General features: G+C 67.3%; 38 protein-coding genes and 1 pseudogene. 3 read left to right on the forward strand and 36 right to left on the reverse strand.

Annotated elements, in window-relative coordinates; translation table 11 throughout:
• A pseudogene (gene eccCa / locus ACN675_RS12190) lies at window positions 1-1,563 on the reverse strand (type VII secretion protein EccCa); the annotation flags it as partial.
• Entirely contained in the window at window positions 1,478-2,572 is a 1,095-nt protein-coding gene (gene eccB / locus ACN675_RS12195) for a type VII secretion protein EccB (RefSeq protein ID WP_420751111.1), read from the reverse strand. The pseudogene eccCa and the gene eccB, both read right to left, overlap by 86 nt.
• A 158-nt stretch (window positions 2,573-2,730) precedes the next feature.
• Between eccB and eccE the strand changes: the two genes are divergently transcribed.
• Window positions 2,731-4,302: a type VII secretion protein EccE gene (gene eccE, locus ACN675_RS12200; protein WP_420751112.1), complete on the forward strand. Its 1,572-nt coding sequence runs from the start codon at window positions 2,731-2,733 to the stop codon at window positions 4,300-4,302.
• 19 nt (window positions 4,303-4,321) lie between these two features.
• Here eccE and ACN675_RS12205 read toward each other — a convergent pair whose 3' ends face one another.
• The 9 genes from ACN675_RS12205 to infA form a co-directional block, all read right to left on the reverse strand.
• Window positions 4,322-4,888: an NADPH-dependent FMN reductase gene (locus tag ACN675_RS12205; protein WP_197252004.1), complete on the reverse strand. Its 567-nt coding sequence runs from the start codon at window positions 4,886-4,888 to the stop codon at window positions 4,322-4,324.
• Between the two features lie 90 nt (window positions 4,889-4,978).
• The gene (gene truA, locus ACN675_RS12210; RefSeq protein ID WP_420751113.1) at window positions 4,979-5,878 is read right to left on the reverse strand and encodes a tRNA pseudouridine(38-40) synthase TruA; all 900 of its coding nucleotides are present in this window, start codon (window positions 5,876-5,878) and stop codon (window positions 4,979-4,981) included.
• Between the two features lie 5 nt (window positions 5,879-5,883).
• Entirely contained in the window at window positions 5,884-6,426 is a 543-nt protein-coding gene (gene rplQ, locus ACN675_RS12215) for a 50S ribosomal protein L17 (RefSeq protein WP_197257025.1), read from the reverse strand.
• A gap of 30 nt (window positions 6,427-6,456) precedes the next feature.
• A complete protein-coding gene (locus ACN675_RS12220) occupies window positions 6,457-7,518 on the reverse strand; it encodes a DNA-directed RNA polymerase subunit alpha (RefSeq protein WP_197257027.1) in 1,062 nt (353 codons plus the stop codon).
• Window positions 7,519-7,629: 111 nt separating this feature from the next.
• Complete coding sequence (rpsD, locus tag ACN675_RS12225) at window positions 7,630-8,235, reverse strand: 30S ribosomal protein S4 (RefSeq protein ID WP_420751114.1); 606 nt, start codon at window positions 8,233-8,235, stop codon at window positions 7,630-7,632.
• A gap of 24 nt (window positions 8,236-8,259) precedes the next feature.
• The gene (gene rpsK / locus ACN675_RS12230; protein ID WP_006554585.1) at window positions 8,260-8,673 is read right to left on the reverse strand and encodes a 30S ribosomal protein S11; all 414 of its coding nucleotides are present in this window, start codon (window positions 8,671-8,673) and stop codon (window positions 8,260-8,262) included.
• A complete protein-coding gene (gene rpsM / locus ACN675_RS12235) occupies window positions 8,673-9,041 on the reverse strand; it encodes a 30S ribosomal protein S13 (protein ID WP_197257037.1) in 369 nt (122 codons plus the stop codon). Before rpsM ends, rpsK begins: the two co-directional genes overlap by 1 nt.
• A gap of 227 nt (window positions 9,042-9,268) precedes the next feature.
• A complete protein-coding gene (gene rpmJ / locus ACN675_RS12240) occupies window positions 9,269-9,382 on the reverse strand; it encodes a 50S ribosomal protein L36 (protein ID WP_003938068.1) in 114 nt (37 codons plus the stop codon).
• A gap of 92 nt (window positions 9,383-9,474) precedes the next feature.
• The gene (gene infA, locus ACN675_RS12245) at window positions 9,475-9,696 is read right to left on the reverse strand and encodes a translation initiation factor IF-1 (RefSeq protein ID WP_003418601.1); all 222 of its coding nucleotides are present in this window, start codon (window positions 9,694-9,696) and stop codon (window positions 9,475-9,477) included.
• 171 nt (window positions 9,697-9,867) lie between these two features.
• Between infA and dtd the strand changes: the two genes are divergently transcribed.
• Complete coding sequence (dtd, locus tag ACN675_RS12250; RefSeq protein WP_420751115.1) at window positions 9,868-10,305, forward strand: D-aminoacyl-tRNA deacylase; 438 nt, start codon at window positions 9,868-9,870, stop codon at window positions 10,303-10,305.
• 87 nt (window positions 10,306-10,392) lie between these two features.
• Here dtd and map read toward each other — a convergent pair whose 3' ends face one another.
• The 24 genes from map to rpsJ all read right to left on the reverse strand — a co-directional run bounded on the left by map (window position 10,393) and on the right by rpsJ (window position 23,237).
• Window positions 10,393-11,190 carry a type I methionyl aminopeptidase gene (map, locus tag ACN675_RS12255; protein WP_420751116.1) on the reverse strand — a complete coding sequence of 266 codons (798 nt, stop codon included), beginning with the start codon at window positions 11,188-11,190 and terminating at the stop codon, window positions 10,393-10,395.
• Between the two features lie 23 nt (window positions 11,191-11,213).
• Complete coding sequence (locus ACN675_RS12260) at window positions 11,214-11,759, reverse strand: adenylate kinase (RefSeq protein ID WP_197257043.1); 546 nt, start codon at window positions 11,757-11,759, stop codon at window positions 11,214-11,216.
• Window positions 11,756-13,069, reverse strand: coding sequence for a preprotein translocase subunit SecY (secY, locus tag ACN675_RS12265; RefSeq protein ID WP_420751117.1), 1,314 nt, complete (start codon window positions 13,067-13,069; stop codon window positions 11,756-11,758). The genes ACN675_RS12260 and secY overlap by 4 nt, the downstream gene beginning before the upstream one ends.
• A gap of 273 nt (window positions 13,070-13,342) precedes the next feature.
• Complete coding sequence (rplO, locus tag ACN675_RS12270; RefSeq protein ID WP_068163632.1) at window positions 13,343-13,786, reverse strand: 50S ribosomal protein L15; 444 nt, start codon at window positions 13,784-13,786, stop codon at window positions 13,343-13,345.
• Between the two features lie 2 nt (window positions 13,787-13,788).
• A complete protein-coding gene (rpmD, locus tag ACN675_RS12275) occupies window positions 13,789-13,968 on the reverse strand; it encodes a 50S ribosomal protein L30 (RefSeq protein ID WP_006554593.1) in 180 nt (59 codons plus the stop codon).
• Window positions 13,968-14,618, reverse strand: a complete 651-nt coding sequence (gene rpsE / locus ACN675_RS12280; RefSeq protein ID WP_197257047.1) for a 30S ribosomal protein S5 — start codon at window positions 14,616-14,618, stop codon at window positions 13,968-13,970. Before rpsE ends, rpmD begins: the two co-directional genes overlap by 1 nt.
• Window positions 14,619-14,649: 31 nt before the next feature.
• Window positions 14,650-15,060 (reverse strand): 50S ribosomal protein L18, encoded by a 411-nt coding sequence (gene rplR / locus ACN675_RS12285; protein WP_248675545.1) that lies wholly within the window; start codon window positions 15,058-15,060, stop codon window positions 14,650-14,652.
• A gap of 2 nt (window positions 15,061-15,062) precedes the next feature.
• Window positions 15,063-15,602 carry a 50S ribosomal protein L6 gene (gene rplF / locus ACN675_RS12290; RefSeq protein WP_420751118.1) on the reverse strand — a complete coding sequence of 180 codons (540 nt, stop codon included), beginning with the start codon at window positions 15,600-15,602 and terminating at the stop codon, window positions 15,063-15,065.
• Between the two features lie 13 nt (window positions 15,603-15,615).
• Window positions 15,616-16,014, reverse strand: coding sequence for a 30S ribosomal protein S8 (gene rpsH, locus ACN675_RS12295; RefSeq protein WP_068163625.1), 399 nt, complete (start codon window positions 16,012-16,014; stop codon window positions 15,616-15,618).
• 187 nt (window positions 16,015-16,201) lie between these two features.
• A complete protein-coding gene (locus tag ACN675_RS12300; RefSeq protein ID WP_006947159.1) occupies window positions 16,202-16,387 on the reverse strand; it encodes a type Z 30S ribosomal protein S14 in 186 nt (61 codons plus the stop codon).
• Window positions 16,388-16,391: 4 nt separating this feature from the next.
• Window positions 16,392-16,958, reverse strand: a complete 567-nt coding sequence (gene rplE / locus ACN675_RS12305) for a 50S ribosomal protein L5 (protein ID WP_420751119.1) — start codon at window positions 16,956-16,958, stop codon at window positions 16,392-16,394.
• Between the two features lies 1 nt (window position 16,959).
• Window positions 16,960-17,277: a 50S ribosomal protein L24 gene (rplX, locus tag ACN675_RS12310; RefSeq protein WP_420751120.1), complete on the reverse strand. Its 318-nt coding sequence runs from the start codon at window positions 17,275-17,277 to the stop codon at window positions 16,960-16,962.
• Window positions 17,277-17,645: a 50S ribosomal protein L14 gene (gene rplN / locus ACN675_RS12315; protein ID WP_068163686.1), complete on the reverse strand. Its 369-nt coding sequence runs from the start codon at window positions 17,643-17,645 to the stop codon at window positions 17,277-17,279. Before rplN ends, rplX begins: the two co-directional genes overlap by 1 nt.
• A gap of 320 nt (window positions 17,646-17,965) precedes the next feature.
• Window positions 17,966-18,250, reverse strand: coding sequence for a 30S ribosomal protein S17 (gene rpsQ, locus ACN675_RS12320; protein WP_197257052.1), 285 nt, complete (start codon window positions 18,248-18,250; stop codon window positions 17,966-17,968).
• A complete protein-coding gene (rpmC, locus tag ACN675_RS12325; protein ID WP_068163609.1) occupies window positions 18,247-18,483 on the reverse strand; it encodes a 50S ribosomal protein L29 in 237 nt (78 codons plus the stop codon). Before rpmC ends, rpsQ begins: the two co-directional genes overlap by 4 nt.
• The gene (rplP, locus tag ACN675_RS12330; RefSeq protein WP_068163605.1) at window positions 18,483-18,899 is read right to left on the reverse strand and encodes a 50S ribosomal protein L16; all 417 of its coding nucleotides are present in this window, start codon (window positions 18,897-18,899) and stop codon (window positions 18,483-18,485) included. Before rplP ends, rpmC begins: the two co-directional genes overlap by 1 nt.
• A gap of 3 nt (window positions 18,900-18,902) precedes the next feature.
• Entirely contained in the window at window positions 18,903-19,697 is a 795-nt protein-coding gene (rpsC, locus tag ACN675_RS12335; protein ID WP_197257053.1) for a 30S ribosomal protein S3, read from the reverse strand.
• Window positions 19,697-20,098, reverse strand: coding sequence for a 50S ribosomal protein L22 (gene rplV / locus ACN675_RS12340; protein WP_068163599.1), 402 nt, complete (start codon window positions 20,096-20,098; stop codon window positions 19,697-19,699). Before rplV ends, rpsC begins: the two co-directional genes overlap by 1 nt.
• On the reverse strand, window positions 20,095-20,376 hold the full coding sequence (rpsS, locus tag ACN675_RS12345) for a 30S ribosomal protein S19 (RefSeq protein ID WP_068163597.1): 282 nt from the start codon (window positions 20,374-20,376) through the stop codon (window positions 20,095-20,097). Before rpsS ends, rplV begins: the two co-directional genes overlap by 4 nt.
• Window positions 20,377-20,395: 19 nt before the next feature.
• Entirely contained in the window at window positions 20,396-21,229 is an 834-nt protein-coding gene (gene rplB, locus ACN675_RS12350; protein WP_169685525.1) for a 50S ribosomal protein L2, read from the reverse strand.
• Between the two features lie 37 nt (window positions 21,230-21,266).
• The gene (gene rplW, locus ACN675_RS12355) at window positions 21,267-21,572 is read right to left on the reverse strand and encodes a 50S ribosomal protein L23 (protein ID WP_197257056.1); all 306 of its coding nucleotides are present in this window, start codon (window positions 21,570-21,572) and stop codon (window positions 21,267-21,269) included.
• Complete coding sequence (gene rplD / locus ACN675_RS12360; RefSeq protein WP_420751121.1) at window positions 21,569-22,252, reverse strand: 50S ribosomal protein L4; 684 nt, start codon at window positions 22,250-22,252, stop codon at window positions 21,569-21,571. Before rplD ends, rplW begins: the two co-directional genes overlap by 4 nt.
• On the reverse strand, window positions 22,249-22,902 hold the full coding sequence (gene rplC / locus ACN675_RS12365) for a 50S ribosomal protein L3 (protein ID WP_420751122.1): 654 nt from the start codon (window positions 22,900-22,902) through the stop codon (window positions 22,249-22,251). Before rplC ends, rplD begins: the two co-directional genes overlap by 4 nt.
• A 29-nt stretch (window positions 22,903-22,931) precedes the next feature.
• Entirely contained in the window at window positions 22,932-23,237 is a 306-nt protein-coding gene (gene rpsJ, locus ACN675_RS12370; RefSeq protein WP_003938093.1) for a 30S ribosomal protein S10, read from the reverse strand.
• Between the two features lie 611 nt (window positions 23,238-23,848).
• Between rpsJ and ACN675_RS12375 the strand changes: the two genes are divergently transcribed.
• On the forward strand, window positions 23,849-24,544 hold the full coding sequence (locus ACN675_RS12375) for a GntR family transcriptional regulator (protein WP_420751123.1): 696 nt from the start codon (window positions 23,849-23,851) through the stop codon (window positions 24,542-24,544).
• A gap of 2 nt (window positions 24,545-24,546) precedes the next feature.
• Here the strand turns inward: ACN675_RS12375 and ACN675_RS12380 are convergent, their stop codons facing one another.
• Window positions 24,547-25,917, reverse strand: a complete 1,371-nt coding sequence (locus tag ACN675_RS12380; RefSeq protein ID WP_420751124.1) for a wax ester/triacylglycerol synthase domain-containing protein — start codon at window positions 25,915-25,917, stop codon at window positions 24,547-24,549.
• Window positions 25,918-25,996 lie beyond the last annotated feature (79 nt).

A 25,996-nucleotide genomic window follows, 5' to 3' on the forward strand; every position in this document is an offset into this window, starting at 1 on the left:
CGTGCCGGGACTCCGATGTGTGGCGCGGCCGGGTTCGTAGGGGCCGGAGACGTAGGCCGCGGCGAACCGCACGATCTCCGCGGAATCGCACTTGAGATAGCCGGCACCCGGCGACGACGGCAGGTGGTAGGCGTCCGGGACACCGAGGACACTGCGGGATTCGTTCGCCGAGAACGTCTTCAGACCGATTCGGTAGGACAGATGACTGTCGAGACCGCGCAACCGACCCTCGTCGAGCCGCTGGCTGGCGAGCAGCAGGTGCATGTGCAGCGAACGGCCGAGCCGGCCGATGGCGGCGAACAGATCGGCGAAATCCGGTTGCTGGGTGAGCAATTCGGAGAACTCGTCGACGACGACGAACAGCGCGGGCAGCGGCGCCAGCGGCGCGCCCGACGCCCGTGCCCGCTCGTAGTCACCCACGTTCGCGAAATTGCCTGCCGCGCGCAGTAATTCCTGCCTGCGATTCATCTCGCCCTCGAGGGCATCCTTCATCCGGTCCACCATCGCCAGTTCGTCGGCGAGGTTGGTGATGACGGCGGCCACGTGCGGTGCCCGATCCAGGCCGAGGAACGTGGCGCCACCCTTGAAGTCGACGAGCACGAGGTTCAACGCGTCGGGTGCGTGTGTCGCGATCAGACCGAGCACCAGTGTGCGCAAGAACTCGGATTTTCCGGAGCCCGTAGCGCCGATACACAATCCGTGCGGCCCCATGCCGTTCTCCGCGGCTTCCTTCAGATCCAGTTCGACGGGGGCACCGTCGACACCGACACCGATGGGGACCCGCAGCCGGTCCCGGCCCCGACGCGGCACCCACGCCCGGTCGGGATCGAAATGCGCCGGATCGCCGAGACCGAGCAGGTCCTGCCAAGTAGACGGCCGTTCGTCGCCACCTCCGTTGTCACCGGCCGTCACCGCGGAGATACGGTAGGGCGCCAGACGCCGTGCCATGGTCTGCGCCTGCGCGACGCTCAGGCCGTCCGCCCGCGCGAACGTCTCCACCGTGCTGCCCGCGCGGGCACCCAGATCCTCGCCGTCCGACTCGCTGCCGTCGATGACCAGCTGGAGTCCGCGCGTCGCGGCGAGCCGAGGCACGAAGCGGCACAGATCGAGCACCACGACCGAATCGATCCCGCCGTCGTCGAATACACCGGAACCGGACCCGTGGACGCCGCCGTCGACCACGACGACGATCTGCGGTACGCCCTCGACCGCGGGGGCGTTGCGCGCGAAACGACCGCGCATCGCCAGTTGCTGTCCGAAGACCGTCTCGAGCTCGAGCATCGAACCGAATACGGTCCGTGCGCTTCCCGCTCCATCGCGCATCTCCGGATGCTGGGCGTGGGGAAGCCATTTCACCCATTCCCACTCCGCGGCGGTGTCGGGGCCGCACACCACCGCGACCTGCAGCACATCCGGTCCGTGAAAGGTGCACAGCTGCACCAGCATCGCCCGGGTGAGCCGCCGCGCGGCATCCCGGTCACCGTCGATCGCGACCACGGGGAAACCCCGCAACGACACCGCGGTCGGCAACGCGGCCACCACCGAATGGGTGCGCACGAACCGGCCGGGCGGCCGCGTCGACGATCGACGGGACCGTCTGCGGGAACGTGTCGACCGCCAGTTCGTGCACCGTCGGTGCCTGGTTGGTCGTATCCGGAGGGACGATCGGAATCTCCGCGGCGCCTTGCGAATCCGAGTAATGGATGATCTGGGCGGTGGCCTCGGACACCTCCTGCACCCCGTCACGCAGCACGACGTAGTAGCGGCGACCGTCCGGCTCGGCCATCGCGACCACCGAGCCCACCGTCAATCCGTCGATGGGATAATCGGGTTCGGTGCCGGCTGCTGCGATGAGGGGTGCGGTCAGGCGTGGCACCTCCGGGATCACCTCGATCAGTCCGGCCCCTGCCGGGCGCACCATCGTCTCGTCGATGCCGAGCACGCGGGTCAGCGCGCGGTCGTGCAGGTCGATCTCCGCTCGTGTCCCGTCGTAGATCAGGTAGTGCGTTCCTCCGGCGGCGACGAGCAGTGCTTCATCGTCGAGGACGCCGATCCGATCACCGTACTCGGGTGTTCCGACGACGAGAGTCGTTGTCGTCGACTGAGTTTCAGCCGCAACCGTGTCACACACGGTCCACGGATCGTCGCCGGAGCGGAGCGCCAGAGCGGACGGGGCCCCGGGGATGCCGACGAGCGGGCCGCGCGGTCGCGTCGCGAACTCCTCGTCCGCGACCACTGCCGGTTCGGCTGCGTTGCCCAGCACGAGGCGCGCCGAAGCCAGGTTGAGCACCGGATGGAACGCACCGTCGACGGCGACGAACATCGCCCCGGAGTCGCGGCCGATCACGATGGCGGCGTTGCCGATCTTGTCCTGTGGCCGGAACAATGCCAGCGCCGCGCACCCGGCGAGAACGAGACATGCAACGACGGCACCGACCGCGAGTGCCCGCGCCTGCGAACGCATCGGGTCGCCGATCATCCGCACGTCCCGGCGGACCAGCGCATGCTCCATGCGCCGCACCAGGAATCGGTAACCGCTGACCTGCCACCGCGTGGTGGGTTGCGCTGCCATGCTTCCTCCCCCGTACCGCACGCCCCCTGCCGCAACACAGTACAGTTCGCTCGGGGAATGTCGGGTGGGCCCTGCGGTCCGCCTCGGCCGGAGTCGGGGGAACAGCGATGGATCGAGTGGAATCCGCACGGGCACAAGGGACGGGCCTCGTAAGGCTCGTGGCCGCCCAGTGTGTCGCCGCGGCGGCGGGGGTGGCCGTGGCGTCGGCCGGTGCACCCGTGGCGATCGTCGCCGCCGTTGCGGTGTGCGTCGCCGCGGTGGTACTCGTGCGCATCCGCGGTCGCGGTGTGCCCGACCTCGCGGTGGTGCTGTGGCTGTACTTCAGCGGGCGATACCGGCGGCCGGGGCGGCCGGTCGATCACCCCCTCGGATCCGGCTGTATCGGACTGATCCGGGACGGCACCTGTCTGAGCGCGGTACTCGAAGTTCTTCCCCCGCCTGCCGACAGCGCTCGCCTCGATCGCGACCGTGCCGCGCCGGGCCGGGTGCTGCCGCTCGCGGCGATCGCGCGGGGCCTCTCGCACCACGACGTCACCCTCGACGCGATCGACGTCGTCGCGCACGGTCGGCGCGTCCTCGACACGACGCCGGCCGGCCGGGTCTACGCACAGCTCGTCGGGCCGCTCCCGGCTGCATCGGTGTGCACGGTACGACTTGCGTTGCGGCTCGACGTGTCCCGGTGCCGGGACGCCGTCGCGCGGCGCGGCGGAGGCGTCGAAGGGGCCGCCCGGACGATCACGGTCGCTGCGCAACGACTCGAGCGCATCCTGGGTGAATCCGGTCTGCACACAAGGATTCTCCGCTCCTCCGAGATCGATGCCGCGGTCGCGCGCATCACCCGGGGTGTCGATCCCGCCGAGCTCGAAAGGCACTGGCGGTACGTCCCGTTGCCCGGCGGATTCGACAGCGGCGGAGTCGTCGAGCCGCGCCGGCTCGATCGTGCGACGTTGACCGGGTTCTGGTCGCTTCCGTCGATTTCGTCCACTGTGACGGTGCGGCTGCGGCCGGGTTCGACACCGGACCGGGTCCGGGCCGGCGCACTCGTGCGAACCACGACACGCTCCGCCGAGCCGCTCGCCGCGCCGGGAATGCGTCCGGTGCGGGGCCGCGACCGTGCCGCTCTCGTGGCCGCGTTGCCGCTCGCCGTGCCGGGACTCGAGAATCTGACGATGCCGCGCTCCCTGACGACCGCGGATCTCGACGCGCTGGCGCTGCCGGTTGCCGGATGCGGCCAGCTCATCGGATCCGACGAATCCGGGAAGGCGGTCGCCGCGCGGCTGACGGGTGCGGGCGTGCGCTCGGTGCACGTGGCCGGGGAACTGTATCTGGCACTGCAGATCGTGTTCCGGGCGGTCGCGGTCGGCGCCCGGGTCGTCGTCCACACCGACCGTCCGCAGGCGTGGCAGCCGCTACTCGACGGCGCGGCCGGTCCGGATCGGCTGCGCCGGGCGGGCCGCCATCCCGGCGACGTCGAGTTCGACACGGTCGTCTACGACGGCGTGCGACCGGCGACCGTGCCGCCGCACGTCACCGCACTGCACGTGCACACCCATCCGGATCAGTGGCCGCGCGAGCGCCCCGATCTGACACTCGTGCAGCCGGGTGCCGTGGGCAACCGGGTGATACTCACCGCCGGCTCGCGGCGCACCGCGTTGACGCTGGTGACCATCGCCGCCGAAACGGCGCACATCGGCCGGCCCCGCACGGCAGAACCGGCTCCCGCCCGCTGAAGTCCCCGATCAGGGCGCGTCAGCCCGGATAGGGTTCGGTCTTCCGCCCGGCCCGCACGGTGCGTGCCCACCATGCGATTTCGTCGAGCATCCGCTCGGCCGCATCGATCGCGGCGCCGTCGGAGGTGCTGCCGTCGGCGGCGAATGCGTGCTTGACGCGGTGGAAGCTCACGGATTCGCGGACCGGCACCATGTGCACCTCGATCAGCACCTGGCGGAGTTGCTCGACGGCCCGCAGCCCTCCGGACAGCCCGCCGTAGGCGACGAATCCGACCGGCTTGGTGCGCCATTCGTGTTTGACGGTGTCGATCGCGGTCTTGAGCGACGCCGGATAGCCGTGGTTGTACTCGGAGGTGACGATCACGAACGCCTCAGCGGCACCGATCCGGCGGGTGAACGCCTCGGCCTCGGCTCCCCCGGACAGATCCTGCGGCAGTGGGGTATCGGCGAGATCGAGAATCCCGACGTCGAATTCGGATCGCCGGCGCGCGGTGTCCGCGAACCAGTTCGCGACGACAGGAGCGACACGTCCTGCGCGCACACTCGCCACGATGATGTCCAGCTTGATCGGCTCGGTCCCGTCCATGGCTGTATCCAACCACTCGGTGTCCTGTTGGTGCCGTGTGCCTTTCCGGCGGCCCCTGCCGCCACGAAGGAACACCGGGGGCGAAGCCCCCTAACAGCACCCCGGGGCGATCGGGCCGCGCACCTCGCGGGTCGCCGCGTTCCGGGCGGCGAGGTCCTCGTCGGCGGGATAGTCCACCCCGACGAGCGACAGGCCGTGCGCCGGCGCGACCGCGACCGACGCCGCGCGTTCGCGCTCGTCGAGCAGACCGGTCATCCATTCGACGGTCCGCCGGCCTTCACCCACCGCGAGGGCGGCGCCGACGAGGCTGCGCACCATCGACCAGCAGAACGCGTCGGCACTCACGTGGGCGGTGAGGATGTCGCCGTCCCGGGTCCACTCGTAGCGCTGCAGTTCGCGGACGGTGGTCGCGCCCTCGCGTCGCTTGCAGAACGCCGCGAAGTCGTGCAGGCCGAGCAGCGACGCCGACGCCCGCTGCATCGCGTCGAGGTCGACGGCCTTCGGCCACGCGACGGTGTCGCGGGCGCGCAGCGGCTGCGCCCCGTACACGGCGGTGGTGACGCGGTACTCGTAGTGCCGCCGGATCGCCGAGAACCGGGCGTCGAAGTGTTCGGGGGCGATCGAGATCGCGGTGACGCGCACGTCCTTGGGAAGGAAGCGGGCGAGGCGCCGCACCCAGCGGGACGGGTCTTCGGGCAGGGCGGAGGTGGGCACGTCGACGTGGGCGACCTGTCCGGAGGCGTGCACGCCGGCGTCGGTGCGCCCGGCGACCGTCAGCAGGACGGGGGTGCGCACGATCGCGGAGAGTCTCTCCTCGATCTCTCCGCACACGGTGCGCAGGCCGGGCTGCCGGGCCCAGCCGGAGAAGTCGGTGCCGTCGTAGGCGATGTCGAGTCGGAGCCGGGTGATGTCCCCGGGCTCGGATGCGGCGAACCCGCCGTCCCCCGAGGGGACGACGGGTTCGTTCGCATCAGCGGATGCCGAAACCAAGTGGACTAGTCCTTCTTGGCCTCGTCGGCGTCGGCGGCCGTCGCGGTGCTGTCCTCGATACCCTCGACGACGGCGTCCGCGTTCTCGACCTCGGCGTCGGTCGCGTCGGCTTCGACAGCCTCGACGACGTTCTCCTCGGCGGCCTGCGAGGCGGCGACGCGGCGAGCGCGATCGGCCTCGGAGGTGACCGTCTTCTCCTTGACGAGCTCGATGATCGCCATCGGAGCGTTGTCACCCTTGCGGGGAACGGTCTTGATGATGCGGGTGTAGCCGCCGTTGCGGTCCTCGTAGAACGGACCGATCTCCGCGAACAGGGCGTGCACGACGTCCTTGTTGCGGATGACCTTCAGCACCTCACGACGCGAGGCCAGCGTGCCGGTCTTCGCGTGCGTGACGAGCTTCTCCGCGTAGGGACGCAGAGCCTTGGCCTTGGCCTCGGTGGTGGTGATGCGGCCGTGCTCGAAGAGGGCGGTGGCCAGGTTGGCCATGATCGCCTTCTGGTGCGAGGCCGACCCGCCGAAGCGGGCGCCCTTCTTGGGCTTGGGCATGATTTTCTCCTAGTAACGGACCGTGAGCTGCTACAGCTGCTCGGTCTCGGCGTAGTCCTCGTTGCCGTCGGTGTCGCCGAAGGAACCGGCATCGGTGTCGCTCCAGGTACCGGTGGCGGCGTCGTAGCCGGCCACGGTGCTCGGGTCGAACGATGCGGGGCTGTCCTTGAGCGACAGGCCGAGCGAGTGCAGCTTGACCTTGACCTCGTCGATGGACTTCTGACCGAAGTTGCGGATGTCGAGCAGGTCGGACTCCGTGCGTGCCACGAGCTCGCCGACGGTGTGGACACCTTCGCGCTTGAGGCAGTTGTAGGACCGGACCGTCAGGTCCAGATCCTCGATGGGAAGTCCGAAGGAGGCGATGTGGTCGGCCTCGGCGGGCGAGGGACCGATCTCGATGCCTTCTGCTTCGACGTTCAGCTCACGAGCCAGACCGAAGAGCTCCACCAGGGTCTTGCCCGCCGAAGCGAGCGCGTCCCGCGCGGTGATCGAGTTCTTGGTCTCCACGTCGAGAATCAGCCGATCGAAGTCGGTGCGCTGCTCGACGCGGGTCGCCTCCACCTTGTACGTCACCTTGAGCACCGGCGAGTAGATCGAGTCGACCGGGATACGGCCGATCTCGGCGCCGGACGCCTTGTTCTGCACGGCCGGGACGTAGCCGCGACCGCGCTCGACGACGAGCTCGATCTCCAGCTTGCCCTTGTCGTTCAGGGTGGCGATGTGCAGGTCCGGGTTGTGGACGGTGACACCGGCCGGGGGCACGATGTCAGCCGCGGTCACGGTTCCGGGGCCCTGCTTGCGGACGTACATGGTGACCGGCTCGTCCTCGTCCGAGGACACCACGAGGCCCTTGAGGTTCAGGATGATGTCGGTGACATCCTCCTTCACACCGGGGACGGTGGTGAACTCGTGGAGCACGCCGTCGATGCGGATGCTGGTGACGGCCGCGCCCGGGATCGAGGACAGCAGGGTGCGACGAAGCGAGTTGCCGAGGGTGTACCCGAAGCCAGGCTCGAGCGGCTCGATGACGAACTTCGAGCGGTTGTCGGCGATGACTTCTTCGGTCAGCGTGGGTCGCTGCGAAATGAGCATGAGTTGCCTCCTTGTGGGCGTCCGCTATATGACGCCCTCGTGGGATGCGGTGTTCTCCCGGCCGTGACTCCGAAGAACCGGGTCGGAAGAACACCGCAGCGCATGTGCGCCTTACTTCGAGTAGTACTCGACGATCAGCTGTTCCTGCAGCGGGATGTCGATCTGCGCGCGCTCGGGGAGCTGGTGGATCAGCACCCGCAGACGCGAACCGACGACCTGCAGCCAACCCGGAACCGGGCGCTCGCCCAGGGTCTCGCGGGCGACCTGGAACGGCAGCGTGCTCAGCGACTTCTCGCGGACATCGATGATGTCGTACTGGGAGACGCGGTAGCTCGGGATGTCGACCTTCTTGCCGTTCACCAGGAAGTGGCCGTGCGAGACGAGCTGACGTGCCTGACGACGCGTGCGGGCGAGGCCGGCACGGTAGACGACGTTGTCCAGACGCGACTCGAGGATGGTCAGCAGAACCTCACCGGTCTTACCGGGACGGGAGGCGGCTTCCTCGTAGTAGCGGCGGAACTGCTTCTCCATGATGCCGTAGGAGAAGCGGGCCTTCTGCTTCTCCTGCAGCTGGAGCAGGTATTCGCTCTCCTTGATCCGCGCGCGGCCGTGCTGGCCCGGCGGGTAGGGGCGACGCTCGAACGCCTGGTCGCCTCCGACGAGGTCGACACGGAGACGACGCGACTTGCGGGTAACGGGACCGGTATAACGTGCCATTTTCTAGTACCTATTCCTTTCCCGTTAGACCCGACGCCGCTTCGGCGGACGGCAGCCGTTGTGCGGCTGGGGGGTGACGTCGGAGATGGTGCCGACCTCGAGGCCCGCGGCCTGGAGGGAACGGATCGCCGTCTCGCGGCCCGAGCCCGGGCCCTTCACGAAGACGTCGACCTTCTTGACACCGTGCTCCTGCGCCTTGCGGGCGGCGTTCTCGGCGGCGAGCTGCGCGGCGAACGGGGTCGACTTGCGCGAGCCCTTGAAGCCGACGTGGCCGGAGGACGCCCAGGAGATCACGTTGCCCTGCGGGTCCGTGATGGACACGATCGTGTTGTTGAAGGTGCTCTTGATGTGAGCAGCGCCGTGCGGAACGTTCTTCTTGTCCCTGCGCCGTGCCTTCTGGGTCTTCTTGGGACCGGTGCTGCGTGACTTGGGAGGCATTACTTCTTCTTTCCTGCGACGGTGCGCTTCGGACCCTTACGGGTGCGGGCGTTGGTCTTGGTGCGCTGTCCACGCACGGGCAGACCACGACGGTGTCGCAGGCCCTGGTAGCAGCCGATCTCGATCTTGCGGCGGATGTCCGCCTGGACCTCGCGGCGGAGGTCACCCTCGACCTTGTAGGACTCCTCGATGTACTCGCGGAGCTTCGCCAGGTCCTCGTCCGAGAGGTCCTTGCTGCGCAGGTCCGGGCTCACGCCGGTTGCCGCCAGGATCTCCTTGGAGCGGGTACGGCCGATGCCGTAGATGTAGGTCAGTGCGATCTCCATCCGCTTTTCGCGGGGAAGATCGACACCTGCGAGACGTGCCATGAGTGGCATTCCTTTTCGGTGTGCGGAGGTCTGCTCCCAGCCCGTCCCCTGCGTCGAAGAAACTGTGTGTCGACAAACACAGTGGGGCCCCGGCCTCCGAACCGGGGGTTGATCGCACAGCTTCCCGACGAATCGGGAATCGTAACCGTGCGACTGGTGCTGGAAGGTCTTCGTGCTCGTTGCCGAGCTGCTTGTTGCCAAGCCGATCTTCGCGAAGAAGAGTCGATCTAGCCCTGACGCTGCTTGTGACGCAGGTTCTCGCAGATCACCATGACCCGGCCGTTGCGGCGGATCACCTTGCACTTCTCGCAGATCTTCTTGACGCTAGGCTGAACCTTCACGTGCGTCCGATCTCCTGTATGTACGCCCCCGGACACGGCAAAAGACCGTGTCGAAGACATGGTTCTCCCCGACCGTGTAGCCGGGGAAGCTCTTACTTGTAGCGGTAGACGATGCGTCCGCGCGACAGGTCGTAGGGGGAGAGCTCCACGACAACCCGGTCCTCGGGCAGGATGCGGATGTAGTGCTGGCGCATCTTGCCACTGATGTGAGCCAAGACCTTGTGACCGTTCTCGAGCTCAATGCGGAACATCGCATTGGGCAACGGTTCGACAACACGGCCTTCGACCTCGATTGCCCCGTCTTTCTTAGCCATATCCTCCGCGATCCGTCGTTCGGTGTGTGGTTGCATCGGCATCCGATACCGTGACGCTCGGCTGGAACCGGTTCACGGGCAAGCCGATCACCGGGCGCAGAGCGCACCACCGATCAATCGTACGGGAAGTTTCCCACCTGGCCAAATAAGCCGACATGAGGAGGACCGCGGGTGCGGGCACTGGTTCAACGGGTCACGACGGCGGCGGTGTCGGTGGACGGCACCGAGGTCGCGCGCATCTCCCCCGTCGAAGGCGGACACGGACTGCTCGTTCTCGTCGGCGTCACGCACGACGACGACGCCGCGAAGGCCGCGACCCTGGCCCGGAAGGTGTGGACGATGCGGATCCTCGAGGACGAGAAGTCCGCGTCCGATCTGGGTGCTCCGCTGCTGGTCGTCAGCCAGTTCACGCTGATGGCCGACACCCGGAAGAGCCGGCGCCCGTCGTGGTCGGCGGCGGCTCCGCGCCCGGTCGCCGAACCGCTCGTCGACGAGTTCGTCGCGGCCCTGCGCGCCCTCGGAGCCGAGGTGGCCACCGGAGTGTTCGGCGCGCACATGGAGGTCAGCCTCGTCAACGACGGCCCGGTGACCCTCCTGCTCGAGGTGTGAGCCCGCTCCCCCATCCGAGCGAATGTACCGTTCATCTCCTTCAACCGAGCGAACGGTACCTTCGCTCGGGAAATCAGGGGTCGGCGACTACTCGGGGCGGAGCGTGAGGATGCGGGGGCCGTCCTCGGTGACCGCGACGGTGTGCTCCCAGTGCGCGGCCCGGCTGCCGTCGGTGGTCACGACGGTCCACTTGTCCTCGAGCACTTCGGTGTCGTACGTGCCGAGGGTGAGCATCGGCTCGATCGCGAGCACCGATCCGACGACCAGACGCGGTCCCTTGCCGGGCGCGCCCTCGTTCGGCAGGAACGGGTCCATGTGCATTTCGCGGCCGATGCCGTGACCGCCGTACCCGTCGACGATCCCGTAGCTGCGACCGTGCAGCTTCTCCGCGGCGTGGGTGCCCAGTTCGATCGCGTGCGAGACGTCGGTGAGCCGGTTGCCGGGAAGCATCGCGGCGATGCCGGCCTCCATCGACAGCCGCGTCGCCTCGCTCAGATCGGCGTCGGCCTGCGACAACTCGCCGACGCCGAACGTCCACGCCGAATCGCCGTGCCATCCGTCGAGGATCGCCCCGCAGTCGATGGACACCAGGTCGCCCTCGGCGAGGACGTCGTCGGCGGACGGGATGCCATGCACGACGCGGTCGTTCACCGACGAGCAGATCGAACCGGTGAACCCGTGGTAGCCCAGGAACGACGGGACGGCCCCCGCATCGCGAATGACCGCCTCCGCCACCTGGTCGAGCTCGAGGGTGCTGACACCGGGCTTCGCGGCGTCGCGCACCGCGACCAGCGCGGCCCCGACGATCGCGCCCGCAGCCGCCATCGCGTCCAGTTCACCGGACGTGCGGAACGGGACGACCTTGCGCTTGCGCCCGAAACCCATGTCGAACTCCTCGGTCCTGCTTGTTACTTGCCGAGCGCAGCGAGTGCGCGGGCGTTGATCTCCTCGACCTCACCGACCGCATCGACCGTGACGAGCGAATCGGCGTAGTAGTCGAGCAGCGGCGCGGTCTCCTCGCGGTACACCCGGAGGCGGTTGCGGATCACGTCTTCCTTGTCGTCGGCGCGACCACGGGCGAGCATCCGCTCGACGACGATGTCCTCGTCGATCTCGAAGGACAGCACGCCGTCGAGGGCGGTGTCGAGATCCTTCAGGATCGACTCGAGTTCGCGAGCCTGTTCCACGCTGCGGGGGAACCCGTCGAGCAGGAAGCCGTTCGCCGCGTCGGGCTCGGCGAGGCGGGCGCGCACCATGTTGTTGGTGATCTCGGCCGGCACGAGCTCGCCGGCGTCGATGTACTTCTTGGCCTCGACGCCGAGCGGGGTGCCCTGGCCGATGTTGGCGCGGAAGAGATCGCCGGTCGAAATGGCAGGGACGCCGAGCTTCTCCGACAGGATTGCGGCCTGCGTGCCCTTGCCGGCACCGGGAGGACCGAGGAGTACAAGTCTCACTTGAGGAACCCTTCGTAGTTGCGCTGCATGAGTTGACTTTCGATCTGCTTGACAGTGTCCAGCGCGACACTGACGAGAATGAGCACCGCTGCGCCGCCGAAGATGCTCGACGCGGTCTGGCTACCGGACAGGAAGAAGTGCGGAAGCGTGGCGATGAGACCCAGGTACAGCGCGCCCGGCACGGTGATGCGATTGAGCACGTACGTGAGGTAGTCCGCGGTGGGTCGGCCGGGACGGATACCGGGGATGAACCCGCCGTACTTCTTCATCTCGTCGGCGCGTTCCTCCGGATTGAAGGTGATCGCGACGTAGAAGAAGACGAAGAACACGATCAGCGCGAAGTAGATCGCGATGTAGACGGGGTTGTTCGGATTGACGAGGTACTCGTTGATGAACCGCTGCCACCAACTCGGATCGGTCGCCGTGCTCGCACCGGTGAGCTGCGCGATGAGGTTCGGCAGGTACAGCAGGGACGACGCGAAGATCACCGGGATGATGCCGGCCTGGTTGACCTTCAGCGGCAGGTAGGTGGACGAGCCGCCGTACATGCGGCGCCCGACCATGCGCTTGGCGTACTGCACCGGGATCCGGCGCTGACCCTGCTCGACGAACACGACGCCGGTGATGATCGCCAGCGCGACGACGCACACGAGCGCGAAGACGAGGCCACCGCGGGATTCGAGGATCATGTTGCCCTCGGACGGCAGGCGCGACGCGATACCGGCGAAGATCAGCAGCGACATGCCGTTGCCGACACCCCGCTCGGTGATGAGCTCACCGAACCACATGACCAGTGCCGCACCCGCGGTCATCACGAGCACGATGACGACCATGCCGAAGATACTGTCGTCGGCCAGGATCGGTTCGGCACATCCTTGCAGGAGCTGCCCTCGCGCGGCGAGAGCCACGATGCCGGTCGATTGCAGCACCGCCAGCGCGATCGCCAGGTAGCGGGTGTACTGCGTCATCTTCGCCTGACCGGCCTGGCCCTCCTTGCGTAGTTCCTCGAACCGGGGAATCACGACGGTGAGCAGCTGCACGATGATGCTGGCGGTGATGTACGGCATGATGCCGATCGCGAACACCGACAGCTGCAGTAGCGCGCCGCCGGAGAACAGGTTGATCAGCGAGTAGATGCCCGCCTGTTCGCCACCGGAGATCTGGTCGATGCAGGCGCGGACGTTTCCGTAGTCGACGCCCGGGGACGGCAGCGTCGCACCGAGCCGGTACAACGCGACCAGACCGATCGCAATGAGGATCTTCCGCCTCAGGTCCGGGGTCCTGAGGGCCGAAACGAAGGCGGAAAGCAAAGATCCTCCTGGCAGGCCGGGCGGGGGCGACGGGGCGATGGGTACCACCCGTCGGACGGTGGACAACTCTTGAACTCTAACAGTGCGGCCCGGTGCGGCGACCACGCGAGGGGGCCTCGCACGACACCGAGCGCGTGGACCGAGGCCGGGCCACGCGGGCGCAAGGACGTGCCCGTAAGGGTACGTCAGCAACCCGAAACGACGAACGGCCGCACCGCAGCAGTAGCTGCAGCGCGGCCGTTCGAGAGCCGTGCACGGGCACGAGCGAACAGGTCAGGCCTGAACGGTCGCGGTGCCGCCGGCTGCGGTGATCTTCTCCTTGGCGGAGCCGGAGAACTTGTCCGCGGTCACCTGAGCGGCCACGGAGATCTCGCCCTCGCCGAGCACCTTCACGAGCTGGTTCTTGCGAACCAGGCCCTTGGCGACGAGCTCGTCGACGCCGATGGTGCCGCCCTCGGGGAACACACGAGCGATGTCGCCGACGTTGACGACCTGGTACTCGGTGCGGAAGGCGTTCTTGAAGCCCTTGAGCTTCGGAAGCCGCATGTGCAGCGGCATCTGGCCACCCTCGAAGGCCGCCGAGACGTTCTTACGCGCCTTGGTGCCCTTCGTACCGCGGCCTGCGGTCTTGCCCTTCGAACCTTCACCGCGGCCGACGCGGGTCTTGTCCGTCTTCGCGCCCGGAGCGGGACGCAGGTGGTGCAGCTTGATGGTCATTCTCAGACCTCCTCAACCGTGACGAGGTGACGCACCACGTTGATCAAGCCGCGGTTCTGCGCGTTGTCCTCACGCACGACGGACTGGCGGATCTTCCGCAGGCCGAGGGTGCGCAGGCTGTCACGCTGGTTCGACTTGGCGCCGATGGTGCTCTTGATCTGGGTGATCTTCAGCTCTGCCATTAGTTCACGCTCCCAGCAGCCTGTGCACGTGCACGCAGCATGCCGGCCGGAGCCACGTCCTCGAGGGCCAGACCGCGGCGAGCCGCGACTTCCTCCGGACGCTGCAGCTGCTTGAGGGCAGCCACGGTCGCGTGCACGACGTTGATGGCATTGTCGGAGCCGAGCGACTTCGACAGGATGTCCTGGATGCCCGCGCACTCGAGCACGGCACGCACCGCGCCACCGGCGATCACACCGGTACCGGGGCTGGCGGGACGCAGCAGGACGACACCTGCAGCGGCCTCACCCTGCACCGGGTGGGTGATGGTCTTGCCGATGAGCGGGACGCGGAAGAAGCCCTTGCGAGCCTCCTCGACACCCTTCTGAATGGCCGCGGGAACTTCCTTGGCCTTGCCGTAGCCGACGCCGACCAGGCCGTTGCCGTCGCCCACGATCACCAGAGCGGTGAAGCTGAAGCGACGACCGCCCTTGACGACCTTCGACACACGGTTGATCGAGACGACACGCTCGATGTAGTTCGACTTCTCGGCGGCTGCGCCGCCACGCGAGTCGCGATCGCGGCGGTCGCGACCACCACGGTTGTCCCCGGTGTTGGGGCCACTCTGTCCGGCGGGGCCGTTGCCGCCGTCACGCCGCTGACGTCCCGGCATCAGGCGTTCCTTCCGTTCGAAAAAATGGTCATCAGAACTTCAACCCGCCTTCGCGAGCCGCGTCCGCGAGGGCCGCGATGCGGCCGCTGTAGGTGTGGCCACCGCGGTCGAAGACCACAGCTTCCACGCCCGCAGCCTTCGCGCGCTCGGCGATCAGCTGACCGACCTTGGCGCCACGGGCCTTCTTGTCGCCCTCGAGGGCGCGGACATCGGCTTCGATCGTCGACGCAGCTGCGATGGTCGTACCCGTCAGGTCGTTGACCAGCTGCGCGTGCAGGTGACGCGACGACCGGTTGACGACGAGACGCGGACGATCTGCGGTGCCCGAGATCTTCTTGCGGAGACGGAAGTGACGACGCGTCTTCGACAGCCGGCGCGTGGTGGACACGTCCTTGCCACGCGGGATGCGCTTGGCCTTCTGGTTCTCTGTCTGCTCGCTCATGATCACTTACCCGTCTTTCCGACCTTGCGACGGACCTGCTCACCCTCGTAGCGGATGCCCTTGCCCTTGTAGGGGTCGGACTTGCGCAGACGACGGATGTTGGCCGCGATCTGGCCGACCTGCTGCTTGTCGATACCCGAGATCGAGAACTTCGTCGGGGTCTCGACCGCGAAGGTGATGCCCTCCGGGGCCTCGATGAGCACCGGGTGGCTGTAGCCGAGCGAGAACTCGAGGTCCTTGCCCTTGAGCGCCACGCGGTAACCGACGCCGAAGATCTCCATCTTGGTGGTGTAGCCCTGGGTCACACCGACGATGAGGTTCTGCACGAGGGTGCGCGACAGACCGTGCAGCGCACGGCTGCGACGCTCGTCGTTGGGGCGGGTGACCTGGAGCGCGCCGTCCTCACCCTTCGCGATGGCGATGGGCTCGGCGATCGTCAGCGACAGGTTGCCCTTGGGGCCCTTGACGGCGACGTCCTGGCCGTCGATGGTCACCTCGACGCCGGCGGGGACGGTAACGGGAATCTTTCCGATACGCGACATGTGTTGGCCTCCCTTACCAGACGTAGGCGAGGACTTCCCCGCCCACTCCCTGCTTGGCCGCCTGGCGATCGGTGAGCAGGCCGGAGGACGTGGAGATGATCGCCACGCCGAGGCCGCCCAGGACCTTGGGCAGGTTGGTGGACTTCGCGTACACGCGCAGGCCGGGCTTCGACACGCGGCGCACACCGGCGAGGCTGCGCTCGCGGGAAGGCCCGTACTTGAGGTCGACGACGAGGGTCTTGCCCACCTCGGCATCCTCGGTGCGGAAGTCGGCGATGTAGCCCTCACGCTTGAGGATCTCGGCGATGTTCGCCTTGATCTTCGAGTGGGGCAGCTTCACCTGATCGTGGTACGCCGTGTTGGCGTTGCGCAGACGCGTCAAGAAGTCTGCGATGGGGTCGGTCATGGTCATAGCTGACCTGTTCACCTTTCTCGCTGCGGTTCCCATACAACACCGACGCCGCGACGTGGTCGCGGTTCCGGCCGTGGGCCTACAACGAACTTGGTTTCGTGCGGGTCCGATCTGCGAGAACGAATCGGACCCCTGACGGGTGTGAGGACGGGCGGGTCACGCAGTGGCGACCCGCCCGCCGTTCACGTCACCAGGAGCTCTTGTGAACCCCGGGAAGTTCACCGCGGTGTGCCATCTCGCGAAGGCAGACACGGCAGAGTCCGAACTTGCGGAACACAGCGTGCGGACGGCCGCAACGCTGGCAGCGGGTGTAGGCGCGAACCGCGAACTTCGGCTTCTTGTTGGCCTTGTTGACCAGTGCCTTCTTAGCCATGGGCTCAGTTCTCCTTGAACGGGAAGCCGAGGTGCTTGAGCAGGGCACGGCCTTCTTCGTTGTTGGTAGCGGTGGTCACGACGGTGATGTCCATGCCGCGGGGGCGGTCGATCTTGTCCACGTCGATCTCGTGGAACATCGACTGCTCGTTCAGGCCGAACGTGTAGTTGCCGTTTCCGTCGAACTGGTTGCCGTTGAGGCCGCGGAAGTCCCGGATACGGGGAAGCGCGATGGACACGAGACGGTCCAGGAACTCCCACATGCGGTCGCCGCGCAGCGTGACGCGCGCACCGATCGGCATGCCCTCACGCAGCTTGAACTGCGCGATGGACTTGCGGGCCTTGCGGATCTCGGGCTTCTGACCGGTGATGAGGGTCAGGTCCGCGACCGCGCCGTTGATCAGCTTGGCGTCGCGGGCGGCGTCGCCGACGCCCATGTTCACGACGACCTTGACGACGCCCGGGATCTGCATGACGTTGGCGTAGTCGAACTCCGCCTGCAGCGCGTCCTTGACCTCGGCACGGTAGCGGGCCTTGAGGCGCGGCTGGGTCTTGTTCTCGGTGGTGGTCATGTCAGATGTCCTTCCCGTTCTTCCGGGAAATCCGAACGCGCTTGCCGGTCTCCTCGTCGGTCCGGTATCCCACGCGGGTGGGGTTGCCGTCCGAGTCGATGACCGCGACGTTGGAAACGTGGATCGGGGCCTCCTGCGTCACGATGCCCCCGGAGGAGGCGCCGCGCTCGTTGGCCGAGACCGCCGTGTGCTTCTTGATCCGGTTCACGCCCTCGACGAGGACACGGTTCTCCTTCGGGAAGGCCGCGATGACCTTGCCCTTGGCACCCTTGTCCTTACCCGAGATCACGAGCACGGTGTCGCCCTTGTGCACCTTCATCACAGCACCTCCGGAGCGAGCGAGACGATCTTCATGAACCGCTTGTCGCGAAGCTCGCGACCGACGGGTCCGAAGATGCGGGTGCCACGCGGGTCGTTGTCACCCTTGATGATGACCGCGGCGTTCTCGTCGAACTTGATGTACGAGCCGTCCGGCCGGCGGCGCTCCTTGACGGTGCGCACGACCACGGCCTTGACGACGTCGCCACGCTTGACGTTGCCACCGGGGATCGCGTCCTTGACGGTGGCGACGATGATGTCGCCGATTCCGGCGTAGCGACGGGACGAGCCACCGAGAACGCGGATGCAGAGAATCTCCTTGGCACCCGTGTTGTCGGCGACGCGCAGTCGCGACTCCTGCTGGATCACTAACTTCTCCTTGACCTGGATTGGTTTGTACGTCAGATTTCCGACCTGGACGTACGCGGTCGTCGGCTACCCGCGGCGCACGTGCGAAAGACACACGGGTCCCGCGAAGCAACCCGTCCAGGGTAGGCGATATACCGCATGCAGGGCAAATTCGCGAACTGTGAGGTCGCTCCCCTGTCCTTGCCGGTCACGCTGCTCCGGCCGGTCACACTGCTCCGGCCGGTCACGCCGCCCCGAACACCGACGGCACCCCGCCTCCCGTGGAGAACGGGTGACGGGGTGCCGTAGTCGATAACTCGCCGACGGTGCGGGAGAAAGGCCTACTTGGCCTTCTCGAGCACCTCGACCAGACGCCAACGCTTGCTGGCGGAGAGCGGACGCGTCTCCATCAGCTGGACGCGGTCGCCGATGCCGGCCAGACCGTTCTCGTCGTGCGCCTTCACCTTGGTGGTACGGCGGATGATCTTGCCGTACAGCGGGTGCTTCACACGGTCCTCGAGCTCGACCACGATGGTCTTTTCCATCTTGTCCGAGACGACGTAGCCGATGCGGACCTTGCGGCTCGCGCGCTCTTCGTTCTTGCTCACTGCCTTTTCCTCACTCATGCCACGTCACCCGCATTCGGGCCGGTGGACAGGCCGAGCTCACGCTCGCGCAGCACCGTGTAGATCCGGGCAATTTCGTTCCGCACCACGCGGAGGCGACGGTTGTTGTCCAACTGTCCGGTCGCCATCTGGAAGCGCAGGTTGAACAGCTCTTCCTTGAACTCACGGACCTTGTCGGCCAGTTCTGCGTCGCTCAGTTCGCGGAGTTCCGCGGCGGGGGTACCGGTAGCCATCAGAACTGCTCCTCCCTCGTCACGATGCGGCACTTGCAGGGGAGCTTGTGCATCGCGCGGCGCAGCGCCTCGCGGGCAATCTCCTCGTTCGGGTAGCTCATCTCGAACAGCACGCGACCGGGCTTGACGTTCGCGACCCACCACTCGGGCGAACCCTTACCGGAACCCATTCGGGTTTCGGCCGGCTTCTTGGTGAGCGGGCGATCCGGGAAGATGTTGATCCAGATCTTGCCGCCACGCTTGATGTGCCGGGTCATGGCGATACGAGCGGACTCGATCTGCCGGTTGGTGATGTAGGCCGGCTCGAGAGCCTGGATTCCGTACTCACCGAAGGTCACCTGGGTTCCGCCCTTGGCGGCACCCGTACGGCTCGGGTGGTGCTGCTTGCGGTGCTTGACCCGCCGTGGGATCAACATGCGTCAGCCCTCCTGATTCTCAGTCGAAGCGGGTGCATCGGCGGAGGCGGCGCGGCCGGCTTCCGTGCTCGTCGCGGTGGTGCCCGAAGCACCGGAACGACGCGGACGGCTGGGGCGCTCGCGACGCGGGCGATCCGCAGGAGCGGCAGCAGCGGCCAGCTCACGACGGCCACCGACGATGTCGCCCTTGTAGATCCAGACCTTCACGCCGATGCGACCGAAGGTGGTCTTCGCCTCGTACAGGCCGTAGTCGATGTCCGCACGCAGCGTGTGCAGCGGAACGCGACCCTCACGGTAGAACTCCGAGCGGGACATCTCGGCGCCGCCGAGACGGCCCGAGCACTGCACCCGGATGCCCTTGACGTTCGGCTGACGCATGGCCGACTGGATGGCCTTGCGCATCGCACGACGGAACGCGACACGGTTGCTGAGCTGCTCGGCAACGCCCTGGGCGACGAGCTGCGCCTCGGACTCCGCGTTCTTGACCTCGAGGATGTTCAGCTGGACCTGCTTACCGGTCAGCTTCTCGAGCTCGGCGCGGATGCGATCGGCCTCGGCGCCGCGGCGGCCGATGACGATGCCCGGACGCGCGGTGTGGATGTCCACCCGCACGCGGTCCCGGGTCCGCTCGATCTCGACCTTCGCGATGCCCGCGCGCTCCAGGCCGGAGGCCAGGAACTTACGGATCGCGACGTCTTCCTTCACGTACTCCGCGTACTGCTTGTCCGCGTACCAACGCGACTTCCAGTCGGTGGTGATGCCCAGGCGGAAGCCGTGCGGGTTGATTTTCTGGCCCACTACTGAGCTCCCTTCCGGCGGTTACGGTTGGACGCGGTCGACCGGGAGGCGACGCTCTCGACGATCACGGTGATGTGGCTCGTCCGCTTGCGGATCCGGAACGCGCGGCCCTGGGCACGCGGCTGGAACCGCTTCAGGGTCGCACCCTCGTCCACGTACGCCGTCGCGACGACGAGCGTGCTGGGGTCGAGGTCCAGGTTGTTCTGCGCGTTGGCAGCGGCGGAGGCGATCACCTTGGCGACCGGCTCGGCAGCGGCCTGCGGAGCGAACTTGAGGATCGCGAGGGCGTCCTCGACCGACTTGCCGCGAACGATGTCGACGACGCGACGCGCCTTCATCGGGGTCACACGCACGTGGCGCGCAACAGCCCGAGCGCTGGGGTTGGTGGTTTCAGTGCTCATCGACGCTTGCTCTTCCGGTCGTCCTTGATGTGGCCCTTGAACGTACGGGTCGGCGCGAACTCGCCGAGCTTGTGTCCGACCATCGAGTCCGAGACGAACACCGGCACGTGCTTGCGGCCGTCGTGGACGGCAAACGTGTGACCGATGAAATCGGGCAGGATAGTGGAACGGCGCGACCAGGTCTTGATGACCTGCTTGGTGCCCTTCTCGTTCTGCAGATCCACCTTCGCCAGGAGGTGGTCGTCGACGAACGGGCCCTTCTTGAGGCTGCGTGGCATTCTCTAACTCCCTCCTTGACTAGCGCTTCTTGCCGGTACGGCGACGACGGACGATGAGCTTGTCGGACGCCTTGTTCTTGCGGGTGCGGCCCTCGGGCTTGCCCCACGGGCTGACCGGGTGGCGACCACCCGAGGTCTTGCCCTCACCACCGCCGTGCGGGTGGTCGACCGGGTTCATCACGACACCGCGGACGGTCGGGCGCTTGCCCTTCCAGCGCATACGGCCGGCCTTGCCCCAGTTGATGTTCGACTGCTCGGCGTTGCCGACCTCGCCGACGGTGGCGCGGCAGCGCACGTCGACGCGACGGATTTCACCGGACGGCATACGCAGCGTGGCGTAGGTGCCTTCCTTGCCGAGGAGCTGGATGCTCGCGCCGGCGGAACGGGCCATCTTGGCGCCGCCACCCGGACGCAGCTCCACCGCGTGGATGGTGGTACCGGTCGGGATGTTGCGCAGCGGCAGGTTGTTGCCGGGCTTGATGTCCGCGGTCGGGCCGGACTCGACGGGAGCGCCCTGCACCAGGCCCTTGGGGGCGATGATGTAGCGCTTCTCGCCGTCCACGTAGTGGAGCAGCGCGATGCGGGCGGTGCGGTTGGGGTCGTACTCGATGTGAGCGACCTTGGCCGGGATGCCGTCCTTGTCGTTGCGACGGAAATCGATCAGGCGGTAGGCGCGCTTGTGTCCGCCACCCTTGTGACGGGTGGTGATGCGGCCGTGCGCGTTACGACCACCGCGACCGTGCAGCGGGCGAATCAGCGACTTCTCGGGCGTCGACCGAGTGATCTCGGCGAAGTCCGAGACACTCGCGCCGCGCCGACCCGGGGTAGTCGGCTTGTACTTACGAATTGCCATGAGTCTTCTCGTCCTCTATCTCTCGAGTTCCGACCGCTTACGCGACCGGGCCTCCGAAGATCTCGATGGGCTTGCTGTCGGCGGTGAGGGTCACGAGCGCGCGCTTGGTGTCCTTGCGCTTGCCGTAACCGAACCGGGTCCGCTTGCGCTTGCCCTGACGGTTGGCGGTGTTGACGCTGCTCACCTTGACGCCGAAGACCTTCTCGACGGCAATCTTGATCTGCGTCTTGTTCGAGTCCGGGTGGACCAGGAAGGTGTAGGTGCCTTCCTCCATCAGCCCGTAGGACTTCTCGGAGATGACCGGAGCCAGCAGGATGTCGCGGGGATCGGCGATCGTGCTCACTTGCTCTCCTCCTTCGCGAGCTGCACGGACTCGGCCGGCCCGTGGATGAACGTGTTGAGCGCCTCGACGCTGAAGACGACGTCGTCGCTGTAGAGCACGTCGTAGGTGTTCAGCTGATCCGGCGCGATCGGGTGCACGTTCTGCAGGTTCTGCACGCTCTTCCACGCCGCGAGATCCTCACGGCCGACGACGAGGAGCAGGTTCTTGCGATCGGTCAGCTCCGCGAGGAAGCTGCGTGCGCTCTTGGTCGACGGGGTCTGCCCGGCGACGAGCTCGGCGATCACGTGGATGCGCTCGTTGCGTGCCCGGTCGGAGAGGGCACCACGGAGAGCGGCGGCCTTCATCTTCTTGGGCGTGCGCTGGCTGTAGTCACGCGGCTGCGGTCCGTGGACCGTGCCACCGCCGGCGAACTGAGGCGCGCGGGTCGAACCCTGACGGGCGCGGCCGGTGCCCTTCTGCCGGTACGGCTTCTTGCCACCGCCGCGGACCTCGCCGCGGGTCTTGGTGGCGTGCGTGCCCTGGCGAGCCGCGGCGAGCTGTGCCACGACGACCTGGTGCAGCAGCGCGATGTTGGCGGGAGCGTCGAAGATCTCGGCGGGGAGATCGACGGTGCCGTCGGTCTTGCCACCCGGCGCCTTGACGTCCAGCGTCAGCTTGGTTGCGGTCTCGGTGCTGGTCATGCCCGTGCACCACCCTTCACTGCGGTCTTGACGATCACGACGCCGCCCTTGCGGCCCGGGATCGCACCCTTGATCAGCAGCAGGCCGTTCTCGGCGTCCACCTTGTGGACCGAGAGGTTCTGCGTCGTGATGCGGTCGCTACCCATGCGGCCGGACATGCGCGTGCCCTTGAACACGCGGCCCGGGGTGGCGCAGCCACCGATGGAGCCGGGACGACGGTGCACGGCCTGCGCACCGTGCGAGGCACCCTGGCCGGCGAAGCCGTGGCGCTTCATGGTGCCCGCGAAGCCCTTGCCCTTGGAGGTGCCGGTGACGTCGACGAACGCGCCGTCCTCGAAGACCTCTGCGGTGAGCTCCTGGCCGATCTCGTAGGCCGAGGTGTCCTCGACACGAAGCTCGACGAGATGGCGGCGGGGGGTCACGCCGGCCTTGGCGAACTGACCGGAGACCGGCTTGTTCACCTTGCGGGGGTCGATGGCGCCGAAGGCGAGCTGCACGGCGTTGTAGCCGTCGCGCTCCTCGGTGCGAATCTGCGTGACCACGTTCGGTCCGGCCTTGACGACGGTGACCGGAACGACCCGGTTGTTCTCGTCGAAGACCTGGGTCATGCCGAGCTTGGTGCCCAGGATTCCCTTGATCTGGTTAGTCATTTGTTATCTCCGCTGCGTCTTCTACGAGCTCACTGAATGTTGACGTCGACGCTGGCCGGGAGGTCGATGCGCATGAGCGCGTCGACCGTCTTCGGCGTCGGGTCGAGGATGTCGATCAGCCGCTTGTGAGTACGCATCTCGAAGTGCTCGCGCGAGTCCTTGTACTTGTGCGGCGAGCGGATGACGCAGTACACGTTCTTTTCGGTGGGCAACGGCACCGGGCCGACCACGCGGGCACCCGTACGGGTCACCGTCTCGACGATCTTGCGCGCAGATGCGTCGATCGCCTCGTGGTCATAGGCCTTGAGCCTGATGCGGATCTTCTGTCCCGCCACGCTTAGTGTCCTTTTCTTGCCGCGTTTCGTAGCACCCGAACGAGCCGGGAGCCACCTCGTCTGCACAGCCCCACCGGAACGGCGACCGAGAACAGCACTGACACGATGCGATACCGGGACGCACCCGATCCGCTGCCGCTGTTCATCTGTCAATAGTTCTCCGGTCCACGCGGTCGGGCGTGTCGCCTTCCCGCTCATTCCCCGGCACCGAAGCTCGATGCCGCGGGAACCCACCGGATGCACCCATACGGGCGCACAGGGGTACTGCTTCCGTCTTGCATGTGGCCGCGACCAGGCCGTCAGGCTCGATCCGCGACTGTCACACCAACCCGTTCCGAGCCGCAAAAAAACCATGACCCGGTCAAGGCAACCCGACCAGTATGCAGGACCGCCGCCGCAAACTCAACTCGGGAGACCCGACGCACACGTCCGCGGGCGTGCACCGTCGACGTACCCTTCCCGGCACACCGCCGCGTCGAGGTCGTCGTGGACGAACAGCCGGTTGCAGTGTCCCGGAATCCGTCCCGGAATCGGAACCCCGGCCCATGCGGGGTGGGATACTGCACCGACCGGATCCGGTCCCCACCGAGCCCCGGACCCGAGGAGTGCCCATGACATCGTCCGCCCGGCCGCGTCCCGTCGGGTCCCGTGCGCTGCGCCGTCGTCCCCAGCTGTCCGACGACGTCGCTGTTCACGTACGCAATCGCATCATGTCCGGCGGCGTGCGGCCCGGAGACTTCATCCGCCTGGACGAGACCGCCGCGGAACTCGGCGTGAGCGTCACACCCGTGCGGGAGGCGCTGCTGACCCTGCGCGGCGAGGGCCTGGTCGAGCTGGTCCCCCACCGCGGGTACGTCGTCGCACCGCTGAGTCGCGGCGACATCGACGACCTGTTCTGGCTCCAGGGACAGATCGCGGAGGAACTAGCCCGGCGCGCGGCGCGGTCCATCACCCCCGAGACGGTTGCCGAACTCACCGAACTCAACGAGCAGCTGCGTGAGGCCGTGCGTGCCAGCGAGGGCGGGCGGATCGAGGACATCGAGTTCGTCTTCCACCGCACCCTGAACCGGGCGGCGGACGCGCGCAAACTGTCCTGGTTCCTGCTCAACGCCACCCGCTACACGCCGGCCAGCTTCTACTCCTCGGACCCCGACTGGGGTGCCGCCGCGGTGCAGAGTCACACACGCCTGATCGACGCGCTCGCCCGCGGGGACTCCGACGCTGCCGGGGAGGTGACCCGGCAGCACTTCACCGACGGTGCCCAGCGCCTGGTCCGGCACCTCGACGAAGTCGGAGTGTGGGACTGAGTTCAGCCGACGGGAACGGTCGGCCGGTCCGGATCCGTGGACCCCAATGCCGAGACCAGCGCGTCGAACGAATCCTCCAGTGCCCGCCGGAAGCGCTGCGGATCCGGCATCGCCGCCGCGTTCGCGGTGAAGCTGATCGACAGTTCACTCCCGAGCGACGTGATGCTCATCGCGAAACCCGAGTGAACCGACGACAGGTTGAAGGCCTCGAGGGAGCGTCGGCCGAAGAACGTGAGATCGGACGATCCACGGGGCACGTTCGTGATCATGGCGTTCGCGGAGATACCGGTCCCGGCTTCGACGGCGTGATGCGTCGCCGCGACGACCCTGCGGGCCATCCACCACGGATAATCGTCGAGCGCGGTGGTCGCAATCATCGCCGGGGCGCTGCGGCTGCGCCGTTTGCCCTGCGCGGTGGATTCGGCGATCTTCTCGAGGCGGACTCGCGGGTCCGGTTCCTGCACGTGCAGATCGACGAGAATCATCCCGAACTGGTTCGACGCCTGTTCCGGGTTCCTCCGGCGTTCCGCCAGCGGCACCAGCGACATCGGCGACGCGACCACCACCGGGTCGTCACCGAGTTCGCCGTGGTGGCGCAGGTATTCACGCATCGCCCCGGAGACGACGGCGAGCGCGAAATCGTTCACGGTGACGCCCGGCACCGTCCGGCGAGCGGCCTGCGCGGCATCGAGCGATCGCCGCGCGACGTCCACGACCACCGCACCGCCGCTCGCAGGCGAATTGAACCGATTCGGCACCGCGGCCGGCGCGGGCGGGATCTCACCGCTGGCGGTCAGGGCGTCGAGTTCGGCGACCGCTTCCTTGGTGCGACGCGCGGCGCGCAGCATGTTCACCACCTGCCCGGGGACCGCTGCGACCTGACGCACCAGTCCCGGAGGGACGTACTCGGGTTCGGGCTTCTCGACGTCCGCATCGGGAGCATCGAAGAGCCTCCGTGAGATCCCGACCGCCTCGACGCCGTCCCCGATCGCGTGCTGGAACTTGATCACGATGTAGAGGGCGTCGTCCGGGATGCCCGGCACGTCCCGCACTCCGGTGATCGCGTGCAGTTCCCACAGCGGCCTGCTCAGATCCATCGGTGCGGCGACGATGCGAGCCAGTTCGGCGGTGAACCCGTCCCAGCCGGCACCGTCGAGGTCGAGGTACCGGATGTGGTCGGCGACGTCGACGTGCTCGGCCGTCCGCCAGACGGGATACGCCAACGGCGACCGGAATTCGACGATCTCGGTGAACACCCGGGATCGATCGAGCCGGGCGGTCATCCACTCGACGAGTTCGTCGCGGCCGATCGGCTCCTGGCCGGCCTCTCCCGGTTCGAAGACCCAGATCTGGATGAACTTCGATTCGTCCACAGTCCGTGGATCCGTCAGATTGAGTGCATGCCTGGGTGTCATCACCCGGCGTCGTGCTGCGCGTCCGGCCCCCGACCGT

It is taken from the genome of Rhodococcus sp. O3, from assembly GCF_048897285.1.
In the GTDB taxonomy this organism is placed as follows: Bacteria; Actinomycetota; Actinomycetes; order Mycobacteriales; family Mycobacteriaceae; genus Rhodococcus.

What these genes read in the sequence shown, in the direction of transcription:
- eccB (WP_420751111.1), bottom strand. Translation starts at nt 2,572, where the DNA reads ATGGCAGCGCAACCCACCACGCGGTGGCAGGTCAGCGGTTACCGATTC.
- ACN675_RS12205 (WP_197252004.1), bottom strand. Translation starts at nt 4,888, where the DNA reads ATGGACGGGACCGAGCCGATCAAGCTGGACATCATCGTGGCGAGTGTG.
- rplQ (WP_197257025.1), bottom strand. Translation starts at nt 6,426, where the DNA reads ATGCCCAAGCCCAAGAAGGGCGCCCGCTTCGGCGGGTCGGCCTCGCAC.
- ACN675_RS12220 (WP_197257027.1), bottom strand. Translation starts at nt 7,518, where the DNA reads ATGCTCATTTCGCAGCGACCCACGCTGACCGAAGAAGTCATCGCCGAC.
- rpsD (WP_420751114.1), bottom strand. Translation starts at nt 8,235, where the DNA reads ATGGCACGTTATACCGGTCCCGTTACCCGCAAGTCGCGTCGTCTCCGT.
- rpsK (WP_006554585.1), bottom strand. Translation starts at nt 8,673, where the DNA reads ATGCCTCCCAAGTCACGCAGCACCGGTCCCAAGAAGACCCAGAAGGCA.
- rpsM (WP_197257037.1), bottom strand. Translation starts at nt 9,041, where the DNA reads ATGGCACGTCTCGCAGGTGTCGATCTTCCCCGCGAAAAGCGGATGGAG.
- infA (WP_003418601.1), bottom strand. Translation starts at nt 9,696, where the DNA reads ATGGCTAAGAAAGACGGGGCAATCGAGGTCGAAGGCCGTGTTGTCGAA.
- map (WP_420751116.1), bottom strand. Translation starts at nt 11,190, where the DNA reads ATGGGTTTCGGGCGCAAGCGCAAGGTCGTCCCGTTCCGCACGTCCGGT.
- rplO (WP_068163632.1), bottom strand. Translation starts at nt 13,786, where the DNA reads ATGACCATCAAGCTGCACCACCTGCGTCCCGCTCCGGGCGCGAAGACG.
- rpmD (WP_006554593.1), bottom strand. Translation starts at nt 13,968, where the DNA reads ATGGCAGAGCTGAAGATCACCCAGATCAAGAGCACCATCGGCGCCAAG.
- rpsE (WP_197257047.1), bottom strand. Translation starts at nt 14,618, where the DNA reads ATGCCGGGACGTCAGCGGCGTGACGGCGGCAACGGCCCCGCCGGACAG.
- rplR (WP_248675545.1), bottom strand. Translation starts at nt 15,060, where the DNA reads ATGAGCGAGCAGACAGAGAACCAGAAGGCCAAGCGCATCCCGCGTGGC.
- rplF (WP_420751118.1), bottom strand. Translation starts at nt 15,602, where the DNA reads ATGTCGCGTATCGGAAAGATTCCCGTTACCGTCCCCGCCGGCGTCGAG.
- rpsH (WP_068163625.1), bottom strand. Translation starts at nt 16,014, where the DNA reads ATGACCATGACCGACCCCATCGCAGACTTCTTGACGCGTCTGCGCAAC.
- ACN675_RS12300 (WP_006947159.1), bottom strand. Translation starts at nt 16,387, where the DNA reads ATGGCTAAGAAGGCACTGGTCAACAAGGCCAACAAGAAGCCGAAGTTC.
- rplE (WP_420751119.1), bottom strand. Translation starts at nt 16,958, where the DNA reads ATGACCACCACCGAGAACAAGACCCAGCCGCGCCTCAAGGCCCGCTAC.
- rplX (WP_420751120.1), bottom strand. Translation starts at nt 17,277, where the DNA reads ATGAAGGTGCACAAGGGCGACACCGTGCTCGTGATCTCGGGTAAGGAC.
- rpsQ (WP_197257052.1), bottom strand. Translation starts at nt 18,250, where the DNA reads ATGAGTGAGGAAAAGGCAGTGAGCAAGAACGAAGAGCGCGCGAGCCGC.
- rpmC (WP_068163609.1), bottom strand. Translation starts at nt 18,483, where the DNA reads ATGGCTACCGGTACCCCCGCCGCGGAACTCCGCGAACTGAGCGACGCA.
- rplP (WP_068163605.1), bottom strand. Translation starts at nt 18,899, where the DNA reads ATGTTGATCCCACGGCGGGTCAAGCACCGCAAGCAGCACCACCCGAGC.
- rplV (WP_068163599.1), bottom strand. Translation starts at nt 20,098, where the DNA reads ATGAGCACTGAAACCACCAACCCCAGCGCTCGGGCTGTTGCGCGCCAC.
- rpsS (WP_068163597.1), bottom strand. Translation starts at nt 20,376, where the DNA reads ATGCCACGCAGCCTCAAGAAGGGCCCGTTCGTCGACGACCACCTCCTG.
- rplB (WP_169685525.1), bottom strand. Translation starts at nt 21,229, where the DNA reads ATGGCAATTCGTAAGTACAAGCCGACTACCCCGGGTCGGCGCGGCGCG.
- rplD (WP_420751121.1), bottom strand. Translation starts at nt 22,252, where the DNA reads ATGACCAGCACCGAGACCGCAACCAAGCTGACGCTGGACGTCAAGGCG.
- rplC (WP_420751122.1), bottom strand. Translation starts at nt 22,902, where the DNA reads ATGACTAACCAGATCAAGGGAATCCTGGGCACCAAGCTCGGCATGACC.
- ACN675_RS12375 (WP_420751123.1), top strand. Translation starts at nt 23,849, where the DNA reads ATGACATCGTCCGCCCGGCCGCGTCCCGTCGGGTCCCGTGCGCTGCGC.